Below are 19,746 nucleotides of genomic sequence, written 5' to 3'. Positions count from 1 at the left end.
AAGGCGCTGTCGGCGGCCTCCCCGAAGAAGTCCCCGCCGTCACGCGTCGTCCTGGGCCAGCCGCCACACTGCGTCCAGCGCGACGAGCGCGGCCTTCTCCACACCCTCGGCGACGACCTTGCGGTGCGGGTCGTAGTTGCTGTTGCCGTCGTCGTCCACCAGGTCGTCGGCGGCGATGCCGTCGATCACCAGCGCGCCGCCCGCCCGCAGGCCGTTGAGCGCCGCGAACACCAGCAGCGCCGACAACTCCATCTCGATCGCGAGCACGCCGGCCCGCTGATACGGCTTCATCGGCAGTTCCAGCACACCCGGCAGGAACGCGGCCCGCGTCCACACCGTGCCGCGGTGGTACGCCGCCTCGTGCTCGCGTGCCGCACCTTGCAGCGCGAGCACGACCTCGGGGGTCGCCGCCGCCGGGAACTCGGCCGGCACGAGCTGCTGCGTCACGCCGTCGTCGCGCACCGCCGCCTCGGCCACGATCAGGTCGCCGTCGCCGATCCCGCGGGCGATCGCCCCGGCCGTGCCGAGCCGGACGATGGTCGTCACGCCTGCCTCGGCGAGTTCGCCGAACAGGCAAACCGCGCCCGGGCCGCCGACCCCGTGCGACGACACGACGACGGGGACGCCGCGCCAGGTGCCGGCGTACGTGACGTACTCGCGGTTCGCGCCTAGCTGCTCGGCACCGTCGAGGAGCTTCGCCACCAGCCCGGCGCGCGCCGGGTCGCCGACGACGACCGCGTACGCGGGCAGACCCGAGCTGGGGATCTTGGTGATCGGGAGGACGGTGGGACGGGCGGAGGTCATGACTTCGGCTCCAAGCTGGGGACGGGGGACACCGGGGCGGACGTGTCGCGGTCGCCTCCGCCGCCGCCCCGGGCGGCGTCGGCTCCGTCGGTCGGCGCGCCCCGCGGTCTGCGGCGCACCATGCCGCCGCGGAACCTCGGCCTCGTCGCGAGGAACAGCGCGACCAGCGTCATCACGTACGGCGCGGCGTCGGCGGCCTGCTGCGGCATGCCCTCGCCCTGGAGCCGGAAGCCGATCGCCTCGACGAGCCCGAACAGCAGGCCGGCGAGCAGGACGCCGACCGGCAGCGCGCGGCCGAGCATGACCGCGACGACCGCGATCCAGCCGCGTCCCGCCGTCATGTTCTCGGAGAACAGCGTCACGTTGCCGAGCGCCAGCTGCGCGCCGGCCAGGCCGCACAGCGCGCCGGAGGTGAGGACGGCGGCGTACCGGTACTTGGCGACGCTGACCCCGAGGCTCTGCGCGGCCTCGGGCGCCTCGCCGACGCCGCGCAGCCGCACACCCCACGGGTGGCGCGACAGCATGACGGCGATGACCGCGACCGCGACCCACGACAGGTAGACCAGCGGCGAGTGCCCGGAGACGGCGTCGCCGAGGAAGGGGACGGACTCCACCCCGGGGATGTCGACCGGTTCGAGGCCCTTGAGGTCGGGGTCGCTGAACGTGCCCTGCGTGCCGAACACGGTCCGCAGCAGGAAGCCGGTCAGGCCGACCGCGAGCAGGTTGAGCGCGATGCCCACCACGACGGCGTCCGCGCCCAGGCTGACCGCGCCGATCGCGAGGATCGCCGAGAACGCCATGCCCGCGAGCATCGCGGCGAGCACGCCGCCCCACGCGCTGCCGGTGTACCAGCTGCCGGTGACGGCCGCGAAGCAGCCGGTGAGCATGGTCCCTTCGAGGGACACGTTGAAGACGCCCGCGCGCTCGCACAGGGCGCCGCCGAGGGCCGCGAACAGCACGGGCGTCAGCGCGCGCAGCGCGGAGAAGATCAGTTCGGCATCGAAGGACATGTCACCGGCCTCCGGTCTCGGCGGGCACGGGAGACTCGGTGCTCGGCGGCTCGATGTGCGGTGGTCCGGCGACGGAGGGTTCCGCGCCCGGCGGTATTCGTCCCGGGCGGCGGCCGCGCAGCCACGCGCCCTTCGCGAACACCCCGGTGCGCACCGCCAGGAACAGGATGATGACCGCCTGGAGCACCGAGGTCAGCTGCTGCGGCACGGCCGTCTCCTGCTCCATGCCGAAGCCGCCCACGGTCAGCGCCGCGAAGAAGAAGCCGGCGACGATGGTGCCGATCGGGGACGCGGCCGCGAGCAGTGCCGCGAGCAGTCCGGTCCAGGTGTACGCGGGAGTGGTCAGCGCGCCGTCCGTCAGCCGGTACGGGAACCCGAGCACCATGATCGCCCCGACCAGCCCGGCGAGGCCACCGGACGCGAACATCAGACGGATCGTCAGGCGCGGTCGGTCGACACCGGCATACGCCGAGAACCGCGCGCCGCGGCCCGTCATGCGCAGCTCGAACCCGGCGGACGTGCGGGACTCGACGAACGCGAACACCAGCGCGGCGGCCAGGACCAGGAAGATGCCGATGCTGATGCCGGTGCCCAGCCCGCCGTCGGTGGCGAACTCGGGCAGCCGTACGCCGTCCGGCAGCCGCTCGGACTGCGGGATGCCCGAGCCCTTCTCCAGCAGGTGGAAGCGGATCAGGTAGGACACCAGCGAGATCGCCGGGTAGCTCATCAGCAGGCTGCTGACCAGCAGCGGCACGCCGCACGTGATTTCCAGCAGTGCGGCAAGCGAGGCCCACAGGCCGCCGGCCAGGATCCCGGCCAGCAGCGCGAGCACGACGGTGACCGGCGCCGGGAACGGCGAGTAAAGGCCCACCACGGCCGCGGCCAGCGCGCCGAGGACCAACTGCCCGTCGCCGCCCAGGTTCACGAGCCCCGCGCGCAGCGGAATCGCGAGCGCGACCGCCATGCCGACGATCGGGATCGACTTGGTGGCGGTGTCGCTGATGCCCTCGCCGCCGAGCGAGGTCTCGAAGATCGCCTGGTAGGCGGCGAACGGATCGGCACCCGTCGACGCCAGGATGATCGCCCCGACCACGAACGCGGCCACGATCGCGGCGGTGACGGGGGAGAACACGGCGCGGCGCGCGAACCCGAGGACGACTCCGGCGCCTTGGGACGCACCGGGGGAGGGACGCTTGTGGTCAGTCATGGTCGGCATCGCGCTCTGTCGGGCGGCGGGTCTCGGCGTCGGAGGAGGCCGAGACGGGGAAGTCGGGGGACGCGGGCGAGTCGGGGGAGTCGGGGAACACCCCGGCGGCTGCGGAGTTGTCGGAGGCATCGGACGCGTCGGGGGCATCGGACGCGTCGGGGGTACCCGGGGTGCCGCCGGCCATCGCGAGGCCGACGGTGGCCAAGTCGGCCTCGGCGCGCGGCAGGTCGGCGACGACGCGGCCCTCGTACATCACGAGGACGCGGTCCGAGAGCGTGAGGATCTCGCTCAGCTCGGCCGACACCAGCAGGATGCCGTGGCCGGCGTCGCGGTACTCGACCAGCCGGGCGTGGATGTTCTCGATCGAGCCGATGTCCACGCCGCGCGTGGGCTGTTCGACGATCAGCAGTGGCGCGTCGTGGGTGATCTCGCGGCCCAAAATCGCCTTCTGCTGGTTGCCGCCGGACAACGTGCCGATCGGCACCGCCCCGGACGCGGCCTTCACGCCGAAGCGTTCGACGACCCGGGCGGCGTGCGCGCGGATCGCGGCGCGCCGCAGCAGCCCGCCGCGTCCGGCTATCGGGGCGCGGCGGTGGAAGCCCATCGCGAGGTTGTCGGCGAGCGGCGCGGTACGGGCGGCGCCGACCTCGCCGCGGTCCTCGGGGACGTACGCGAGCCCCGCGGCCCGGCGGCGCGCGACACTCACGCCCTTGCCGCCGGACGCGACCTCCGTGCCGGCGACCACCACGCGTCCCTCGCGGGCCGGGCGCAACCCGGCCAGCGCCTCGACGAGTTCGCTCTGCCCGTTGCCGGCCACCCCCGCGATGCCGACGATCTCCCCCGCGCGCACCCGCAGCGACACCCCGTCGACGAGCGGCTGCGCGTCGCGCTGCGCGGCGGCGACGGTCAGGTCCTCGACGGCGAGCACCTCGTCGGCGGGACGGCCCGCCGGATGCCGCTTGTCGAGGTCGATCTCGCGCCCGGTCATCGCCGCGGCGATCGCGGCCGGGTCGGTGTCGGCGGTGGTCAGGCGGGCCGTGACGCGGCCGTCGCGCAGCACCGTGACGTGGTCGCTGACCGCCATGACCTCGTGGAGCTTGTGGGTGACCAGGAGCACGGTGCGGTCGGCGGCGGCGAGGCCGCGTACGACGTCGAGCAGCCGGTCGGCCTCGGCCGGGGTCAGGACCGCGGTGGGCTCGTCGAGGATCAGGACGCGGGCGTCGCGGTAGAGCAGCTTGAGGATCTCGACGCGCTGCTGCACACCCACCGGAAGGTCGCCGACGCGGGCGTCCGGCGGCACCTGGAGCCCGTGGCGCTCGACGAGTTCGGCGACGCGCGCCCGGGCGGCCGCGCGGTCCACGAAGCCGCGGCGCAGCGGCTCCGAGCCGTAGACGACGTTCTCGGTGACGGACAGCGACGGGAACAGCTTGAAGCCCTGGTGGACCATGCCGAGTCCGGCGTCGATGGCCTGGAGCGGCGAGGTGAAGCGGTGTGCGGTGCCGCGCAGGAGGACCTGTCCGTCGTCCGGGCGCTGGAGGCCGTACAGCACGGACATCAGGGTGGACTTGCCGGCGCCGTTCTCCCCCATGAGCGCGTGCACCTCGCCGGTCGCGACGGCGAGGTCGACGCGGTCGCAGGCCAGCACCCCGGGGAACCGCTTGACGATGCCGCGCAGTTCCACCTCGGGCACCGCGGAGGCGTCCGAGGACGCGCCGGGACGAGTGGACGTATCGGTCATCTGTCGACTTCCGTTCGGAACCTGGGTACCGCGCCGCGATGCGCCGCCGGTGCCGCGGCCGGAGGGGGACGCCTCCGGCCGCGGCACCGGGTCGGCACCGCTTGCACCGCCTGTACTGCTGAAACCGCGTGAACTGCCTGTACTGCCTGTACTGCTTGTGCTGCCGGAACCGCCGGGGCTACTTCGCCGCGACCGGGTCGGCGACGGTGAGCTTGCCCGAGACGATCTGGTCGCGCAGGTCGGTGACGGCCTTGATGACGTCCGGGTGCTCGGCGATGGTGCACTGCGACGACGCGACGTTCGGCTCCAGGCTGGTCAGCGTGATGCCGCCCTCCTGCACGCCGTACGAGGAGATGCCGCCCGGCTTGCCGCCGTCGATCTGCTCGACGGCCTTCTCGATCGCGACGTCCGTGTGCTTGATCACGTTGTCGACGACCGTGCCGACGGCCTTGCCGCACTGGTTGACGTCGACGCCGAACGCCTGCTGGCCGTTGGCCTTCGCGGCGTCGAAGACCCCGAGGTTGCCCGCGGCGGACGCGGCGCCCATGACGATGTCGACGTCCTTCGTCTTGAGCGAGGTGGTCTGCTCCTTGGCGCGCGCCGGGTCGTTGAACGGGTTCTGGCCGCCCACGAAGACCTGGGTGAACTCGGAGGTCGCCTTGGTGTGCTTGGCGCCCGCGCCGAACGGGTCGGAGAAGCGGCGGATCTGCGGCGAGTCGACCGCGACGACCGCGCCGACCTTGCCCGTCTTGGTCAGCAGGCCCGCCTCGGCGCCGGCCAGGAAGGCGCCCTCGTGCTCGCGGAACACCGCGCAGGTCACGTTCGGGTAGGACTTCTTGGTGCAGGAGTCGACCAGCAGGAACTGCTGCTGCGGGTTGGCCTCGGCCTGCTGCGCGATGACGTCGTCGAACTCGAAGCCGACCGCGACGACGACGGCGGGCTTCTTGCGTACCGCGCTCTCCACGTTCTGCTGGATCGCCGTCGGGTCCTTGCTCTCCAGGGTGGAGGCCGAGCCGCCGAGCTTCTTGGCGGCCGACTCGGTGCCCTGCTTCGCGAGCTTGAGGAAGTCGTTGAGGCCGACGGGCTCGGGCGTCACCAGGACGAGCGACTTGTCACCGGACCCGCCGGTGCCGGAGGCCTTGTCGTCGTCGCTCGAGGCGTTGCACGCGGTCGCGGCCAGGGCGGTGGTGACGGCGACGGCGGTGAACGCCAGGCGGCGGGAGGTCTTGCTGTACATGGGGGTCCTCAGCTGTTCGGGAACGTTGCGCGCGGGAGCGGGCCGCGCCATGGAGGTACTTGACTTCGGGGGATCCGCTGATGACGACCGGCTCTGCGTTGGCGCGCGCACGATGCTTCAGCGGCAGGAACAGCGGCGGCGGGGCGACGCGGCGGCGACGGAGCGGCCGGGGGCGAGGGGCGGGAGTACGCACGCCATCGGGCAGCCGTGGGAATGCATGAGTGCGTCGCTGACGTCGTATACGACGTACGCGTTTCCGACCTGCGCGTTCGCGCGGATGCGGGGCGACTCGGCCACGGCTGACCCCCTCTCTGAGGACGACGGGACGCCGATGTGATGATCACATCAGGCGGATTTCCGGGAACCTATCACCCCGTCTCGCCAGGTGGTCAATATGTCCAGCATGCGGGCAGCGTGACGGCGAATACGGTTACGTCCCGTTAACAACCTGGTCATACGATCGATGTAATGCCGGACCCCACCCCGCCGGCCGACCGCCGCCCGACCGCACCGCAGGGGAATCGCCCGTGGCCATCGAAGTACGCTCGCTTGCCTGGCACGGCAAGGGACTTCACCTCATCGACCAGACCGCGCTGCCGCGCGAGATCGTGCGCCTGGACGTCACCGACGTCGACACGCTGATCGACGCGATCCGGCGGCTCGCGGTACGCGGCGCCCCCGCGCTCGGCGCCTCGGGTGCGTTCGGTGTGGCGATCGCCATGCTCCAGGCCGAGCGCGAAGGGTGGAGCGAGGACACTTTGCGCGACGCCGTTTCGCGCATTCGGGATGCCCGGCCGACCGCGGTCAACCTGGCCGGCGGAGTCGACCGCGTGCTGCCGCTGGTACCGCAGGGCGTCGCGGCCGTCGTCGCGGAGGCCGAGGCGGTCGTACGCGAGGACGTCGCGGCCAACAAGGCGATCGGTGCCAACGGCGCCGACTGGATCCTGGCGCACGTCGAGCGCCGACCGCTGCGGGTCCTGACGCACTGCAACACCGGGTCGCTCGCGACCGCCGGGTGGGGCACCGCCCTGGGCATCATCCGCGAACTGCACGAGCGCGGGGTCCTGGAAGTCGTCTACGCCGACGAGACCCGCCCGCTCCTGCAAGGGTCGCGGCTGACGGCCTGGGAGCTGGACCAGGAGGGCATCCCGCACTTCGTCCAGCCGGACGGCGCCGCGGCCAGTACGATCCTGCGCGGCCTCGTCGACGTCGCCGTCATAGGCGCGGACCGAATAGCGGCCAACGGCGACACCGCGAACAAGATCGGCTCGGTCGGCGTCGCGCTGGCCTGCGCCGACGCGGGCATCCCCTTCGTCGTGGCCGCGCCGCAGACCACCTTCGACCCCGCGACGCCGCACGGCGACGCGATCGAGATCGAGGAGCGCCCGGAGAGCGAGGTCCTGGAGTGGGGCGGCGTCCGCGTGGCCCCCGAGGGCTCGCGCGCCTTCAACCCCGCCTTCGACGTCACGCCGGCCCGGCTCATCAGTGCCATCGTCAGCGAGCGGGGAGTCACCGAGCCGCGCACCTGACGAGCAGGTCGGCCGTGGTTCGTTGTTCGGGGCAGGTCAGCCCGTGGCGACCTTGTACTCCAGGAGCCACTGCACGATCTCGACGTGGTGCCGCGCCTGCATGGGGTCCTTGCCCCAGACGTACATGCCGTGCGACGCGACGATCACCGCCGGGACACCCTCGACCATCGCGGCCTCCAGGCGGTCGCCTAGCACCGCCATGTCCTGGCTGTTGGCGATGACCGGGATCACGACCTTCTCGTCGTGCGCGGAGCGTCCGATGCCCTTCAGCATCTCCAAGTCGGACAACTCGACGCCGCCCGGCCAGCGCGCGCCCGCCTGCACGCCCTGCAGCGTGTGCACGTGGAAGACCGCCCGGGCGTCCGTGAGGGCCACGACGCGCGCGTGCAGGGCCGCCTCCGCGGACGGCTTGCGCGGCGTGCCGGGCCCCTGGTCGGCGGCGACCGGGACGCCGGCGCCGTCCACCACGACCAGGTCGTCCGGGCCGAGTTCGCCCTTGTCGAGGCCGCTCGCGGTGACCGCGAGGCGCACCGGGTCGTGCGATATGACGACGGACAGGTTGCCCGACGTACCGCGCATCCACCCGAGTCCGGCGAACCGTGCGGCCTCGCGCGCGAGCACCGTGCCGGCGGCGGCACGATCGGCGGCGGTGACGGCGGGGGATCCGGCGGGCGCGGGGGTGGGGGAGGTCATGGTGGGGGTCCTTCGCAGACGACGTACGCAATACCGGGCAGCGGGGGCACCGGTCGGCCATCATCGCATCCCGGTGAGGCCGCACGGCCCCTCCGGGTACCGCCGCGCGGACTTCCCGCCCGCCCGCGCTCGGGTACGCCGAACACATTCCACACCGCATCCCCCTCTGCTATGCCGTGTCGTCAAAATCCCGCCGGGCCTGCGAACCGTGGCACGCTTGGGCCTTGCGCGGCCTCCCGAGCCGACGCGTCACGGCCGTGCCGCCCGCAGCACGGCCCGCGGGCTCCCCGACAGGACGTCGAGACACTTCTGGCGGTGCCACCCGGGGGGTGTCTCCCACGGGGCGGCGCGTTCGCTCGATCGCCACGTCGGTGACCGCCCGGTCCTGATCGCCGTCCTCGCGGCCATCGCGCGTCGTGGTGGTGGGGGTCCGGCGGCCGCGGTTGGAGCGGGAGCAGAGCCCGGCCGGACCCCTGTACCGGCCGGGCTCCGCTGTTTCAGGCGCGGAAGCGCCACGCGACGTGTTCGGCGCGCCGACGGATCTCCGTGGTGCGCTCCGCCGGGGAGATACCGGGAGTTCCGGCCGGAAGGCGGTCGAACACCCGGTCAAGGCCGACCAGTTCGGCGGTCAGGTGCGGCTGTTCGCGCGGGCCGGTCCAACGCTGTGTGCAGAAGACCCGCTCGCGCCCTTCGGTGTCGAGCCAGTTGGGGGTTCCCGGATCGCGGCCGGCGACCACGAGGGTGGCGGTGCCGTCCGGGTTGCGGTGTGCCTGGTGCTGGTTGACCGACGTGGGGCGGTGTGCGAAGTCCAGCGACTCGAACCAGCCGATGGACTGCAACTGGGCGTTCCACTGGTCGGATTGGTCGGGGGCGACGGTGACGAGCAGTGCTTCGTCGGGGCCGAGGCGGACGTCGGAGAAGGCGTACACGATGTCCTGGACGCCGCCCTCCACAAAGGCGGGGACGGAGAAGGTGTTGGGCGGCTGCGCGGTGGCGGTGCGTTCCACCCAGTCGTTCCAGTAGGTGATCGAGTTCTCGACCATGGACGCCGCGCCGTCCAGGAGTCGGGCGATGTCCGCGCCGGTCGGCGGGGTGCGCGGCCGGTCGGCGGTGTCGAGGCGTTCGAGGGCGAACATCGCCGGTTGCGCGGGCTGCCAGTCGTAGTAGTAGTCGCGTACGTGCAGGAGCGTTGCGGCCGGGGTCAGTTCGATCCACGGGCCGTCGTGTCCGGTGGGGCGTTCCGCGGAGAGCACGATCTCGGCCGTGTCGCCGGGACCGAGGCCGAGGGCGGCGGAGTCGACCTCGGCGAGGACGCCGCGTACGCCCATGTGCATGTTGCCGGGCTTGACCTGCACGATGAACTTCTCGCAGGAGTTCATCACGACGGACAGCCGGTACACGCCGTCCGCGGCGACCGGCGCACGGCGCGCGTTCTGGTCGACGTTGGGGCCGCCCCAGCGGTACACGAGGTTGTTGTGCGTGAACAGCGCCGGGTGGCGTGCGTCGGTCGAACCGAGCTGGTACGTCAGCCAGCACGCGACCTGGTTCGCCAGGTGCCGGAACCCCTCGGCCCGTTCGGTCTCCGAGCCGGGGAACTCCGGGGCCAGCATGCGTTCCCCGACCTCCGCCATGCGGCCGCAGAAGTCGCGCCATGCCGCCGCCGCCTCGCCGCCGCCTTCCGGTGCCGCGTTCGCGTCCCGTGTGCTCATGCCCGACCGCCCTCCTCCGGCACCGCGAAGTACTCCTGGTAGTCCGCGAATCGCGCCCGCACCGCGGCGGCGTCGAGGCCGAAGTCCGCGAGCGAGTACGAGTGCGCGCCGTGCTTTCCGCGCGGCCGGTCGGCGAGGTAGCCGGCCATCGCCGAGCGCGCGCCGTCGTCCAGGGTGCGGCCGAAGTGCGCGTACAGGGCCTCGACCGTGCCGAGCGGGTCCGTCAGGAAGTCCGCGTAGTGCGAGTCGTGGAAGACCGTGTCGTCGATCTTGCCGGCCCGCCGCAGCGCCGTGTACCGGGCCAGCACGTCGGCGTAGAAGTCCACCTGGGTACCCGCCAGTTCGGCGGCGTCCACGTCGTCGCTGTGGGTGGCGTGGATGGTGGCCAGCAGGCTGCCGAGCGAGCCGAGGACTTTGACCGGGTCGCGGTGCGTGACCGCGACGCGTGCGTCCGGGTAGGCGGCGAGCAGGGCGTCCAGCGTGCCCAGGTGCGGCGGCGCCTTGAGCACCCACTGCGGAGGCGCGCCGGTGCGGCGCTGGAGCACTTGCAGCACCACGCGGTGTGCGCGGTACGCCGGGCCCATGTCGCACGACGCGAGCCAGGCCGCGTACGACGGGACCCGGAACTTCCCCGGGAAGTCCTCCGAGCGGAACGCGATCGCCTGTGCCGAGATGCATTCCTTGGGCATGCGCGCCCCGCGCTCGTGCATCGCGTCGAAGCCGGGGGCGATCATCGCGGTGAGCCGCAGTTCGCGGTCGACCAGCGCGATGCGGGGGTCGGTGTCCCGGGTCGCCGGGTCCGGCGGCGGCACCGGGCGCAGGAACTCCCAGCTCTCTGGCACCCGGTTGGCGGGGTCGCGCGACAGCAGGGCGTGCAGGATGGAGGTGCCGGTACGCGGCGCTCCGGTGACGAACAGGGGCGCGGTGACCGGCTCGTCCAACACCCCGGGGTCGTCGCGGAGTTGGCGGGCGAGCTGGAGCCGGACCTCTAGAAGGCGCAGGATCTGCTGCCGCACCTCGTAGCGGCCGAGCAGGTTCAGGCGGCCCTCTGTCTCCAGCGCGTGCACCAGCAGCCGCAGCGGCTCCTCGAAGCCGCCGCCGTCGAAGTCGCCGAAGTCGTCGAGTCCGGTACGGGCCCGGGCCTCGCCGAGCAGTTCGTCGGCGTCCAGCGGGTGGCCGTACTCGGCGGACAGCAAGGGGACCGCGCCCCGGTTCACGTCGCGGACCCAAGGGTCGGCGGGGGCGGGCTGCCACGTCATCGTGTTCTCCTCCCAAGCTGCCGGACGGAGCCTCGGCCTCCGGCTGACGGGGTGTCGGTTCCGAGACAAGTATCTTCATATGAAGTTACTTTTCAAGAAGATGTTCCCTTATGGGTGACGCCTGCGGGACTTCGGGCCGGTGCTGTGATGGCATCAGGGCGTGATCGCCGCCGCCCTCGCCGCCCTCGCGCTGCTCGCCTCGCCCGTCACCGCGGTCGACCCCGCGGCGCCGCCCGAGACGCCCCGCCCGCCCGCGCTGACCTGGACGGGATGCGAGGCGCCCCAGGACCCCGGAACCCCCTACGAATGCGCCACCGCGCGCGTGCCGCTCGACTACCGCGACCCCGGTGGCGCCACGCTCGACCTCCCGCTCGTACGCGTGCGGGCCGCGGACCCCGCCCGCCGCATCGGCACCCTGGTCCTCCAGCCGGGCGGCCCCGGCAACTCCGGCGTCGACTTCGTCCGCGGGAACTACGCCGACCTCCCCGCCGAACTGCGCGACCGCTTCGACGTCCTCGGCTTCGACGCCCGCGGCATCGGCCGCGCGGCCCAGCTGCGCTGCTGGGACGACGCCCAGTACTCCCAGGCGGTGACGCGGGCCCTCGGGCAGCCGGGCGCCGACGGGCTGGAGCGGGCCGTCGCCGAGGCCGAGGACTTCAACGCGGCCTGCCTGCGCAACTCCGCCGACCGCGTTTCCTACGTCGGCACCGGATATGTCGCCCGCGACCTCGACCTCGTCCGCGAGGCTCTCGGCGAACGGCAACTCTCGTTCTACGGGCGCTCGTTCGGTTCCTTCGTCGGCACGGTGTACGCCGACGCGTTCCCGACGCGCGTCCGGGCGATGGCGCTGGACGGCGCCTACGACCCGATCGCGCACACCGAACGCCCGTACAGCTCCGACCGCGCGCAGTTCCTCGCGCTCGACGCGGCGGCCGGGCGCCTGCTCGACTGGTGCGGCGCGACCCCGGACGCCTGCGCGTTCGGCGGCGGTGATCCGCGCGGGGCCTTCGACCGGCTCGTACGCTCGCTCGACGCGAACCCCGTGCCGATCCCCGGCAAGGGCACGGCGAACGGGTACACCCTCGTCTACCGCCTGATGTTCAACATCAACGGCGGCCGCGTCGACTGGCCCGACCTGGCGGCCGCGCTGGCCCGCGCGGAGGCGCGCGACCCCGCGTCGTTCCTCCTCGCGCCGCCGTCGCCGGGCTCGTTCGCGTTCCTGACCCCGAACGTCGTCGTCGAGTGCAACGACCGCATCTACCCCGAAGGGGACTTCCGCCTCGCCGCGCAACTGGGCCTGGCGTCACGCCGGGCGCCGCTGCTCGGTCCGGCGATGGCGTACGGCCCGCCGACCTATGACCACAACCACGCACCTGCGTGCACCCGTTGGCCCGCCGAGCGGGCGAGCCGGCACGAAGGCCCGTACACCGCACAGGGTTCGGCACCGCTGCTGGTCCTCGGGACGACCGGTGACCCGGACACCCCCTACCAGGACGCCGTCGCGCTGGCCGGACTGCTCGACAACGCCCGCCTGTTGACGTTCCAGGCCGAGGGCCACACCGCGTTCGGCCGCAGCAACTGCGCACGGGACGCGGTCGTCCGCTACCTCGCGGACGGCGTGCTGCCGCCCGAGGGGACGGTGTGCGCGGACGAGAAGCCCCCGGCCACCGAGCCCGAAACGGCCCGTTCCGACGAGCGCGCCACCGAGGGCACCGCGGGCACGGTCGGCGTGGACGAAAGGGTCGAACTCATCGGCGTACCGGACTAGTCCGGTACGCGGTGGGCCGTCAGCTCCGTCCGGCCGACTCGGATTTCGTGGGGGAGTCGGGGACCGGCCGGGCCGCGCCCGGTGCGCCGCCCGCCGGCGTGCGGCCGGGCAGCAGCAGGCACAGCGGGACGGCCGACGCGGTGAAGGCGACGGCCCACCAGAAGGCGTGGTCGAAGCCGTCGGCCAGTTCGGCGGGCGTCTTCGCACCGTCGGCGGTGTGCTGCAGCACGACGGCCAGGACGGCGGTGCCGACCGAGCCGCCGACCTGCTGCGCGACCCGGGTGACGACGCTGGCGTCCGGGATCTGCTCGCGGGACAGCCCCGAGTAGGCGGCGCCGGCAAGCGGGATCACCGCCGCGCCGAGCCCCATCCCGCGCACGAAGAGCGCGGCCAGGAGCAGCACGTTGGAGGTGTCGTCGGTCGCGAACGCGAACGGCACGGTACCGACGCAGCAGACGGTGAACCCGACCACGGCGACGACGCGGGGGCCGTACTGGTCCATGGCACGGCCCGCGAAGCCGCGGGACACCAGGGTGCCGACGCCCTGCGGGATGAGGAGTAGTCCCGCGCCGAGGGCGTCCTCGCCGCGCACCTGCTGCCAGTAAAGGGGCATGAGCAGCATCGCGCCGTACAGCGCGGCTCCGGTCAGGAACCCGAGCGCGGACGCCGACGCCGTCGGGCCGTTCCGGAACAGCCGCAGGTCGATCAGGGCGCCGCCGGGCCGACGCAGGGCCCACACGGTGAAGGCCGCGACGAGCGCGAGGCCGCCGAGCAGCGGCCGGAGTACGTCCGCGCTCACGAACCCGGCGTCGCCCTCGGTCCGGGAGAGCCCGTAGATGACCGCCGCGACACCGGGCGACACCAGCAGAAACCCGACGACGTCGAACGGCGCGCGGCCGCGCGGCGGGTCGGCCGGGAGGTTGCGCAGCGCGAGCCAGGCGCCCACCGTGCAGAAGGGCACGTTCACGAGGAACAGCCAGCGCCAGTCGGCGACATGCAGGATCACGCCGCCCAGCACCGGCCCGAGGATCGGGCCGAGTGCGGCGGGCAGCGAGATGGCCGCGATGACCTTGCCGATGTTGCGGCCTTGGGTGGCCTGCATGACCAGGGTCATCATCAGCGGCATCATGACGCCGCCGCCGATGCCCTGGAGGACGCGGAAGGCGATCAGGCTCGGGGCGTCCCACGCCACCGCGCACAGGAGGGAGCCGAGCAGGAAGACCCCCAGCGCCGCGATCCACAGCCGCTTGCCGCCGAACCTCGACTGCGCCCAGCCGGCGACCGGGATGGTCACGAACATGGCGAGCAGGTAGCCGGTGCTGACCCACTGGATCGTGCTGAGCGGGGCGTCCAGTTCGGTGCCCAGGTCGTTGAGCGCGACGCTGACGATCGTGGTGTCGAAGACGACCGCGAGCGCCCCCACGATCACGGTGAAGGCGGTGCGCCACACGGCGGGGTCGACCTGGTCGGCGTCTGTCCCGGTGTCGGCCGCACCGGGCGGGGGTACGGACGCGGGCCGGCGTACACGTTTCACGGATCCACCTAAGATACACGGCTGTTTCTTAGCGCTGTGATGGTACGCACGGTCCGTTAAGATGCGCAAGTGTTTCTTACACGCGATGCCTGACAGTGCGCGTGTCGGCGTGGGAGGTGCGGACACATGGCGGAACGCCGCCGCGGCCGTGAGCTGGAGGATGCGCTGCTCGACGCCGCGTGGGACGAACTCGTCGAGCGGGGCTACGCGGGGTTCACCATGGACGCGGTCGCACGGCGCGCGGGCACCAGCCGTCCCGTCCTCTACCGCCGCTGGCCGGACCGCAACCACCTGGTGCGCGCCGCGGTCATCCACGCGTCCGAGCGCAACCCGGTCGAAGCGCCCGACACCGGTTCGCTGCGCGGCGACATGATCGGGCTGCTCCGGCGGATCAACGCCACGCGCGTGCACCTCGCCACGATCATGAGCATCCAGATGGCGGCCTACTACCAGGAGACCGGCACCAGTCCGGCCGACCTGCGCGAATTCGCGAAGGCGGGGCGGCGCAACCTCCTCGACGACATCTTCGAACGGGCCTTCGCGCGCGGCGAGATCGACCCGGCGCACGTGACCGAGCGCATGAAGTCGCTGCCGTTCGACCTCCTGAAGCAGGAGTTCTTCATGACCTTCCGCCCCGTGGCGGACGCGGTGATCGAGGAGATCGTCGACACGCTGTTCCTGCCCCTGGTCACCGAGGGCCGCAAGAGCCCCGAGGCGACCAGGGGTTGATCGACTCCCGATCAGGAGTCGATCAGGAGCCGATCAGGGGTCGAGGCCGTCGGCCGGTACGTCGCCGGCCGGGATGCCGGTCGGTGTACGCGGAGCCAGCGGGCCCAGGGTCGTCAGCTCCACGTAGTTGCCCGCGGGGTCGGCCACGAACGCGGCCCAGACCTCGCCGTTGTGGAACGGTTCGATGAGGAAAGGGACTTCGGCGGTACGCAGATCCGCGATCAGCCCGTCGAAGTCCGCCTCGTCCACGTGCAGGGCGATGTGCGGAAGGCCTCCGCCGGGGGTGGGCATGTCGTCCGTCCCTACGAAGTGCAGCTGGAGGTCTCCGACGCGCAGCCACATGCCCGGACCGAGGTCGGGGCGCGGAAGTTCCTCGAAGCCGAGCAGGCCGATGTAGAACGCACGGGCGGCGTCGAGGTCGTCGACCCCGATTCCGATGTGGCTGTAGCCGCGTACGCGGCTCGCTGAGGGCGTCGGCATGGCGGCATTGTGACACGCGGCCGTATTGTCGAACAGGCCCTTCGACTAATCGAAGAGAGTGAGGTGTGCGGGGTGCGGATCGCCCGAACGATCCCCTCCGCGGGGATCCACGTCCCGCGGGCGATCCGCTCGCCGCGCTACATGTCCTGCCAGACGGGCGCGCGGCGTTCGCGGAACGCGACGGCGGCCTCGGTCATGTTGCCGGTGAACGTGCCGAGAACCTGCGTGCGGTTCTCCAGTTCCAACTGCTGCCGCAGGCTGTTGGCCTCGACGCCCGCCCACAGGCCCTTCTTCGTCATCCACACGCCGTACTCGGAGTTCTGCGCGATCTGACCCGCGAGCTCCAGCGCCGCGTCCACGTGCCCGCCCGCCGGCGTGAGCGCGTTCAGCATGCCGAAGCGGTCGGCCTCGTCGGCGGTGAAGTGGCGGCCGGTCAGCATCAGTTCGGCGGCGCGCGTGGGCCCGACCAGGCGCGGCAGCAGGTACGACGTGCCCACGTCGGCGGACGACAGGCCCACCTTGATGAACACCGAGCCGAACTTGGCCGTGGTGTCGGCGACGCGCAGGTCGGAGGCCAGGGCGAGGGCGAGACCGCCGCCCACGGCGGCCCCGTGCACCGCGGCGATGACCGGCTTCTCGCACTCGTGCACGGCGAGGATCATGTCGACCAGGTGCTCCTGCGACCGGTAGACGAGGCCGACCTTGCCGCGCCCCTCGGCGTCCGGCGCGTGGTCCGGGTCGCCGCTCAGGTCGGCGCCCGAGCAGAACCCGCGGCCGGCCCCGGTCAGGACGATCGCCCGGATGCCGCGCTCCCGGTTCAGCGTGCGGAAGGCGGTGTAGACGTCCGACACCAGGGTCGCGCTGAGCGCGTTGAGCCGGTCGGGGCGGTTGAGCCGGACCAGGGCGACCCCGTCGGCGGGGCGTTCGATCTCGGCGTACTTCATGGTCGGCTCTCCTCGCGGGTGCTGCGGTGCGCGGTGCGGCGGCCGAGTCAGGAAAACAGGTTTTCTTGACGAGGGCAAGAGGAGTGCGCACAAGAGGACCGCGTCAGGCCGCCGCGGCGGTCGCGCCGGACAGGCGCATCACCCGGGCGAGCCGCGCGTACGCCGCCAACTGCGCGGCGCGGTCGAACGTGCTCGTCGTCACCAGGAATTCGTCCGCCCCGCTCACCGCGACGAGACGGGTCAGCTCGTCGGCGACCTGCTCGTCGGTGCCGCGGATGTGGCCGCGCAGCGACTCCTCCAGGTACGCCCGCTCGCGCGACGTCATCGCCGTTGCGCGGATCTCGCCCACCGACACCAGCGGCGGGAACACCCCATGAGTCCGCGAGTACGCCGCCGACCATGCTTCCGGCAGCAGCAGTTCCTCGGCCTCGCGCTCGCTGTCGGCCACCGCGACGCTGCCCGACACCACGACGTACGGCTCCCGCGCCCACACCGACGGCCGGAAGGCCACGCGGTACGCGTCGATCGACCGCAGCATGCGCTCCTCGCCGCCGAACGTCGCGATCACCAGCGGCAGCCCGGCGTCCGCGGCGAACCCCGCGCCCTCGCCCGTCGCCAGCACGAACGGCGCCGGCCGCAGCCCCTCGGCAGGCCGCGCGTGCACATCGGGGTACGTGCTCTGGTCGCCCGTGAAGTAGCCCAGCAGCTCGGCCAGTTGCTCCGGGAACTCGGCGGCCGCCGACTTGTCCCGGCCCAGTGCGCGGCGGATGCCGTCGGTGAAGCCCAGCGAGCGGCCCAGGCCCATGTCGATACGGCCGGGGAACAGCGACTCCAGCACGCCGAACTGCTCGGCGACCACGATGGGCCGGTGGTTCGGCAGCATGACGCCGCCGGTGCCCACCCGGATCCGCCGCGTCGCGGCGGCCACCGCGGAGGCCAGGACGGTCGGCGCGGACCCGGCGACGCCGGGCACCGCGTGGTGCTCGGACACCCAGAATCGGTGGTAGCCCAGGTCCTCGGCCTGCCGCGCGAACTCGACGGTCGCCCGCAGCGCCTCGGGGTACGCCTCGCCCCGCCGCGTGCGCGACCGATCCAGCACCGAGAGGCGCGTACCGCGCGAAAACGAAGTCACACCACCCACAACACAACCCCAACCCCCACATTCCCGAGCCCCGCGACCCCGATTCCGCGCGGCCCCGCGAACCTGCACGACCCCCGCGGTCCCTTTCTCGGGATGACGGTGGCGTGACCTTGCGCCACGATGAGTCGCACACAGTGATCACCCGCTGTCGGGGGCGGGCAGAGCGTGAGGAGCGGTGCCGATGATGCCCCAGGGACCCAAGGACGTGGTCACCCAAGCCGTTGACGAAATGTTCGGCAAGCGCGACCCGGACGCCGTCGCGCGCCTGGTCACACCCGGTTTCCGGCAGCACAGCGCGCTGCTCGGCGACGGGCCGGAAGCGCTGCGCGCGCATGTGGCGGCGCTGCCGGAGACCTTCTCGTACACCTGCGCCCGCCTGCTCTCCGACGGGGACCTGGTGCTCATGCACGGCACCTACCACGGGCTCGGCCCGCGGCCCCTGGTGGCGTTCGACCTCTTCCGCGTCGCGGACGGCCGGATCGCCGAGCACTGGGACGCCCTGACCCCCGAGGCCGGGGCCACGGTGAGCGGCCGCTCGCAGACCGACGGGCCCACGCTCGTCACCCGTCCGGGTCAACGGGCCACCAGCCGTCAGGTTGGCGAAACGTTCCTGCGCACCGTGCTGATCGACCGCGAGTACGACCGGATAGCCGAGTTCGTCCACGCCGACGACTTCGCCCAGCACAACCCCGGCACCGGCGACGGCATCGCCGGCCTGGGTGCGGCGTCCGCCGCGATGCGCGCGCAGGGCCTCGTGCCGCGTTACGACCGGGTGCACCGCGTGGTGGCCGAGGGCGAGTTCGTCTACACCCTGTCGTCCGGCAGTCTCGGCGGCAGCCCGTACGCGTTCCACGACCTCTTCCGCGTCGACGGCAGCGGCGCGGGCGGCGGGTTCATCGTCGAGCACTGGGACGTCCTGACCCCCGTGCCGCCCAGGCTGCCGCACGACAACGGCATGTTCTGACGCCTCAGGACGCGACGCGGCCCGCCAGCCGGCTGTCCACGTGCACGCGGTGGTCGCCGCCCAACTGCGGCGATGTGATCACCAGGTCGGCCGTCGCCCGGTTGCAGGCGACGGGCACGTTGGCCAGCACCGCCAGGCGCAGGAGCGCCCGTACGTCGGGCTCGTGCGGCTGCGCGGTCAGCGCGTCCCAGAAGAACACCAGCAGGTCGACGTCACCTTCGGCGATACGGGCGCCGACCTGCTGGTCGCCGCCGAGCGGTCCGCTGCGGAAGCGCACCACCGGCAGGCCGGTCGCCTCCGCGACCAGGCCGCCGGTGGTCCCGGTCGCGTAGAGCCGGTGGCGTCCCAGGATCTCGCGGTGCTCGCCCGCCCACGCGACCATCTCGGCCTTGCAGCCGTCGTGTGCGACCAGGGCTATGCCCATCTCGTCGCGCACGACGCCGGTGGTTTCGGCGTCCTTCTGGTCCAAGGTCATTCGGCTCTCTTTCGTGCTGGTCGGGGGCACGGCCGACGCCATGCCCCCGCATTATCGATCAGTGCTGTGTCGCCGGGGTGTCGCGGGGCCGTCCGACCGATACTCGGGGTATGACCAAACGTCTCGCCGAGGTCCCCGACCTCCCGACCGGCTACCGCGTCGCACGGGTGTACGACGCTCCCGGCCCCGACGACGGCCTCCGCGTCCTCGTCGACCGGCTGTGGCCGCGTGGCATCAGCAAGGAGAAGGCCGCCGTCGACGTGTGGGCCAAGGAGGTCGCCCCCTCGACCGAGCTCCGCAAGTGGTTCCACGCCGATCCCGAGGGGCGCGCCGCCGAGTTCGCCGTCCGGTACACCGACGAACTCGACGGCTACACCGAGCGCGAGGGTCTGGAGCGGCTGCGCGCGGCGGTCGCCAAGGGCAACGTCACGCTGCTCACCGCGGTCAAGGACCCGGCCGGGAGCTACTTGTCCATCCTGCTCGCCCGCCTGCGGGAAAGCGAGGGCTGAGTCCGCCGCCGCGGCG

At 72.5% G+C, this 19,746-nt stretch carries 18 protein-coding genes; 5 read left to right on the top strand and 13 right to left on the bottom strand.

What is annotated here, in order from left to right:
• Positions 1 to 39: 39 nt before the first annotated feature.
• The 5 genes from AB0C36_RS04550 to AB0C36_RS04530 all read right to left on the bottom strand — a co-directional run bounded on the left by AB0C36_RS04550 (position 40) and on the right by AB0C36_RS04530 (position 5,996).
• Complete coding sequence (locus tag AB0C36_RS04550; protein WP_358349110.1) at positions 40 to 804, bottom strand: nucleoside phosphorylase; 765 nt, start codon at positions 802 to 804, stop codon at positions 40 to 42.
• Positions 801 to 1,814 carry an ABC transporter permease gene (locus AB0C36_RS04545; RefSeq protein WP_358349107.1) on the bottom strand — a complete coding sequence of 338 codons (1,014 nt, stop codon included), beginning with the start codon at positions 1,812 to 1,814 and terminating at the stop codon, positions 801 to 803. Before AB0C36_RS04545 ends, AB0C36_RS04550 begins: the two co-directional genes overlap by 4 nt.
• Position 1,815: 1 nt before the next feature.
• Entirely contained in the window at positions 1,816 to 3,021 is a 1,206-nt protein-coding gene (locus tag AB0C36_RS04540; RefSeq protein WP_358349105.1) for an ABC transporter permease, read from the bottom strand.
• Positions 3,014 to 4,759, bottom strand: a complete 1,746-nt coding sequence (locus tag AB0C36_RS04535; protein WP_358349103.1) for an ABC transporter ATP-binding protein — start codon at positions 4,757 to 4,759, stop codon at positions 3,014 to 3,016. Before AB0C36_RS04535 ends, AB0C36_RS04540 begins: the two co-directional genes overlap by 8 nt.
• 178 nt (positions 4,760 to 4,937) lie before the next feature.
• A complete protein-coding gene (locus AB0C36_RS04530) occupies positions 4,938 to 5,996 on the bottom strand; it encodes a BMP family ABC transporter substrate-binding protein (protein WP_358349100.1) in 1,059 nt (352 codons plus the stop codon).
• Between the two features lie 527 nt (positions 5,997 to 6,523).
• On the opposite strand from AB0C36_RS04530, the gene mtnA reads away from it, so the two are divergent.
• Positions 6,524 to 7,525 carry an S-methyl-5-thioribose-1-phosphate isomerase gene (gene mtnA / locus AB0C36_RS04525; protein ID WP_358349097.1) on the top strand — a complete coding sequence of 334 codons (1,002 nt, stop codon included), beginning with the start codon at positions 6,524 to 6,526 and terminating at the stop codon, positions 7,523 to 7,525.
• A 36-nt stretch (positions 7,526 to 7,561) separates the two neighbouring features.
• Here the strand turns inward: mtnA and mtnB are convergent, their stop codons facing one another.
• The 3 genes from mtnB to AB0C36_RS04510 form a co-directional block, all read right to left on the bottom strand.
• Positions 7,562 to 8,218, bottom strand: coding sequence for a methylthioribulose 1-phosphate dehydratase (gene mtnB, locus AB0C36_RS04520; RefSeq protein ID WP_358349094.1), 657 nt, complete (start codon positions 8,216 to 8,218; stop codon positions 7,562 to 7,564).
• Positions 8,219 to 8,715: 497 nt separating this feature from the next.
• The gene (locus AB0C36_RS04515; RefSeq protein ID WP_358349091.1) at positions 8,716 to 9,927 is read right to left on the bottom strand and encodes a hypothetical protein; all 1,212 of its coding nucleotides are present in this window, start codon (positions 9,925 to 9,927) and stop codon (positions 8,716 to 8,718) included.
• Positions 9,924 to 11,186 (bottom strand): sulfotransferase family protein, encoded by a 1,263-nt coding sequence (locus tag AB0C36_RS04510; protein WP_358349089.1) that lies wholly within the window; start codon positions 11,184 to 11,186, stop codon positions 9,924 to 9,926. Before AB0C36_RS04510 ends, AB0C36_RS04515 begins: the two co-directional genes overlap by 4 nt.
• 160 nt (positions 11,187 to 11,346) lie before the next feature.
• On the opposite strand from AB0C36_RS04510, the gene AB0C36_RS04505 reads away from it, so the two are divergent.
• Positions 11,347 to 12,954 (top strand): alpha/beta hydrolase, encoded by a 1,608-nt coding sequence (locus AB0C36_RS04505; RefSeq protein ID WP_358349086.1) that lies wholly within the window; start codon positions 11,347 to 11,349, stop codon positions 12,952 to 12,954.
• Between the two features lie 19 nt (positions 12,955 to 12,973).
• Here the strand turns inward: AB0C36_RS04505 and AB0C36_RS04500 are convergent, their stop codons facing one another.
• Positions 12,974 to 14,488 (bottom strand): MDR family MFS transporter, encoded by a 1,515-nt coding sequence (locus AB0C36_RS04500; RefSeq protein WP_435838982.1) that lies wholly within the window; start codon positions 14,486 to 14,488, stop codon positions 12,974 to 12,976.
• Positions 14,489 to 14,614: 126 nt separating this feature from the next.
• On the opposite strand from AB0C36_RS04500, the gene AB0C36_RS04495 reads away from it, so the two are divergent.
• Entirely contained in the window at positions 14,615 to 15,217 is a 603-nt protein-coding gene (locus tag AB0C36_RS04495; RefSeq protein ID WP_358349083.1) for a TetR/AcrR family transcriptional regulator, read from the top strand.
• Positions 15,218 to 15,250: 33 nt separating this feature from the next.
• Here AB0C36_RS04495 and AB0C36_RS04490 read toward each other — a convergent pair whose 3' ends face one another.
• From AB0C36_RS04490 to AB0C36_RS04480, 3 genes are all read right to left on the bottom strand, one after another.
• Positions 15,251 to 15,697, bottom strand: coding sequence for a VOC family protein (locus AB0C36_RS04490; RefSeq protein ID WP_358349080.1), 447 nt, complete (start codon positions 15,695 to 15,697; stop codon positions 15,251 to 15,253).
• 137 nt (positions 15,698 to 15,834) lie between these two features.
• On the bottom strand, positions 15,835 to 16,641 hold the full coding sequence (locus tag AB0C36_RS04485) for an enoyl-CoA hydratase/isomerase family protein (RefSeq protein ID WP_358349078.1): 807 nt from the start codon (positions 16,639 to 16,641) through the stop codon (positions 15,835 to 15,837).
• A gap of 103 nt (positions 16,642 to 16,744) precedes the next feature.
• Positions 16,745 to 17,773 carry an LLM class flavin-dependent oxidoreductase gene (locus AB0C36_RS04480; RefSeq protein WP_435838981.1) on the bottom strand — a complete coding sequence of 343 codons (1,029 nt, stop codon included), beginning with the start codon at positions 17,771 to 17,773 and terminating at the stop codon, positions 16,745 to 16,747.
• 190 nt (positions 17,774 to 17,963) lie between these two features.
• On the opposite strand from AB0C36_RS04480, the gene AB0C36_RS04475 reads away from it, so the two are divergent.
• Positions 17,964 to 18,746, top strand: a complete 783-nt coding sequence (locus tag AB0C36_RS04475; RefSeq protein WP_358349073.1) for a nuclear transport factor 2 family protein — start codon at positions 17,964 to 17,966, stop codon at positions 18,744 to 18,746.
• Positions 18,747 to 18,750: 4 nt separating this feature from the next.
• On the opposite strand, the gene AB0C36_RS04470 is transcribed toward AB0C36_RS04475, so the two are convergent.
• A complete protein-coding gene (locus AB0C36_RS04470; RefSeq protein ID WP_358349070.1) occupies positions 18,751 to 19,221 on the bottom strand; it encodes a methylglyoxal synthase in 471 nt (156 codons plus the stop codon).
• A 110-nt stretch (positions 19,222 to 19,331) separates the two neighbouring features.
• Between AB0C36_RS04470 and AB0C36_RS04465 the strand changes: the two genes are divergently transcribed.
• Positions 19,332 to 19,730 carry a DUF488 domain-containing protein gene (locus tag AB0C36_RS04465; protein WP_358349067.1) on the top strand — a complete coding sequence of 133 codons (399 nt, stop codon included), beginning with the start codon at positions 19,332 to 19,334 and terminating at the stop codon, positions 19,728 to 19,730.
• Positions 19,731 to 19,746 lie beyond the last annotated feature (16 nt).

Source organism: Streptodolium elevatio, assembly GCF_040649515.1.
GTDB classification, from domain to species: Bacteria; Actinomycetota; Actinomycetes; order Streptomycetales; family Streptomycetaceae; genus Yinghuangia; species Yinghuangia elevatio.
Note: the sequence above shows the minus strand (reverse complement) of the source record. Positions and strands in the feature narration are given on the sequence as shown.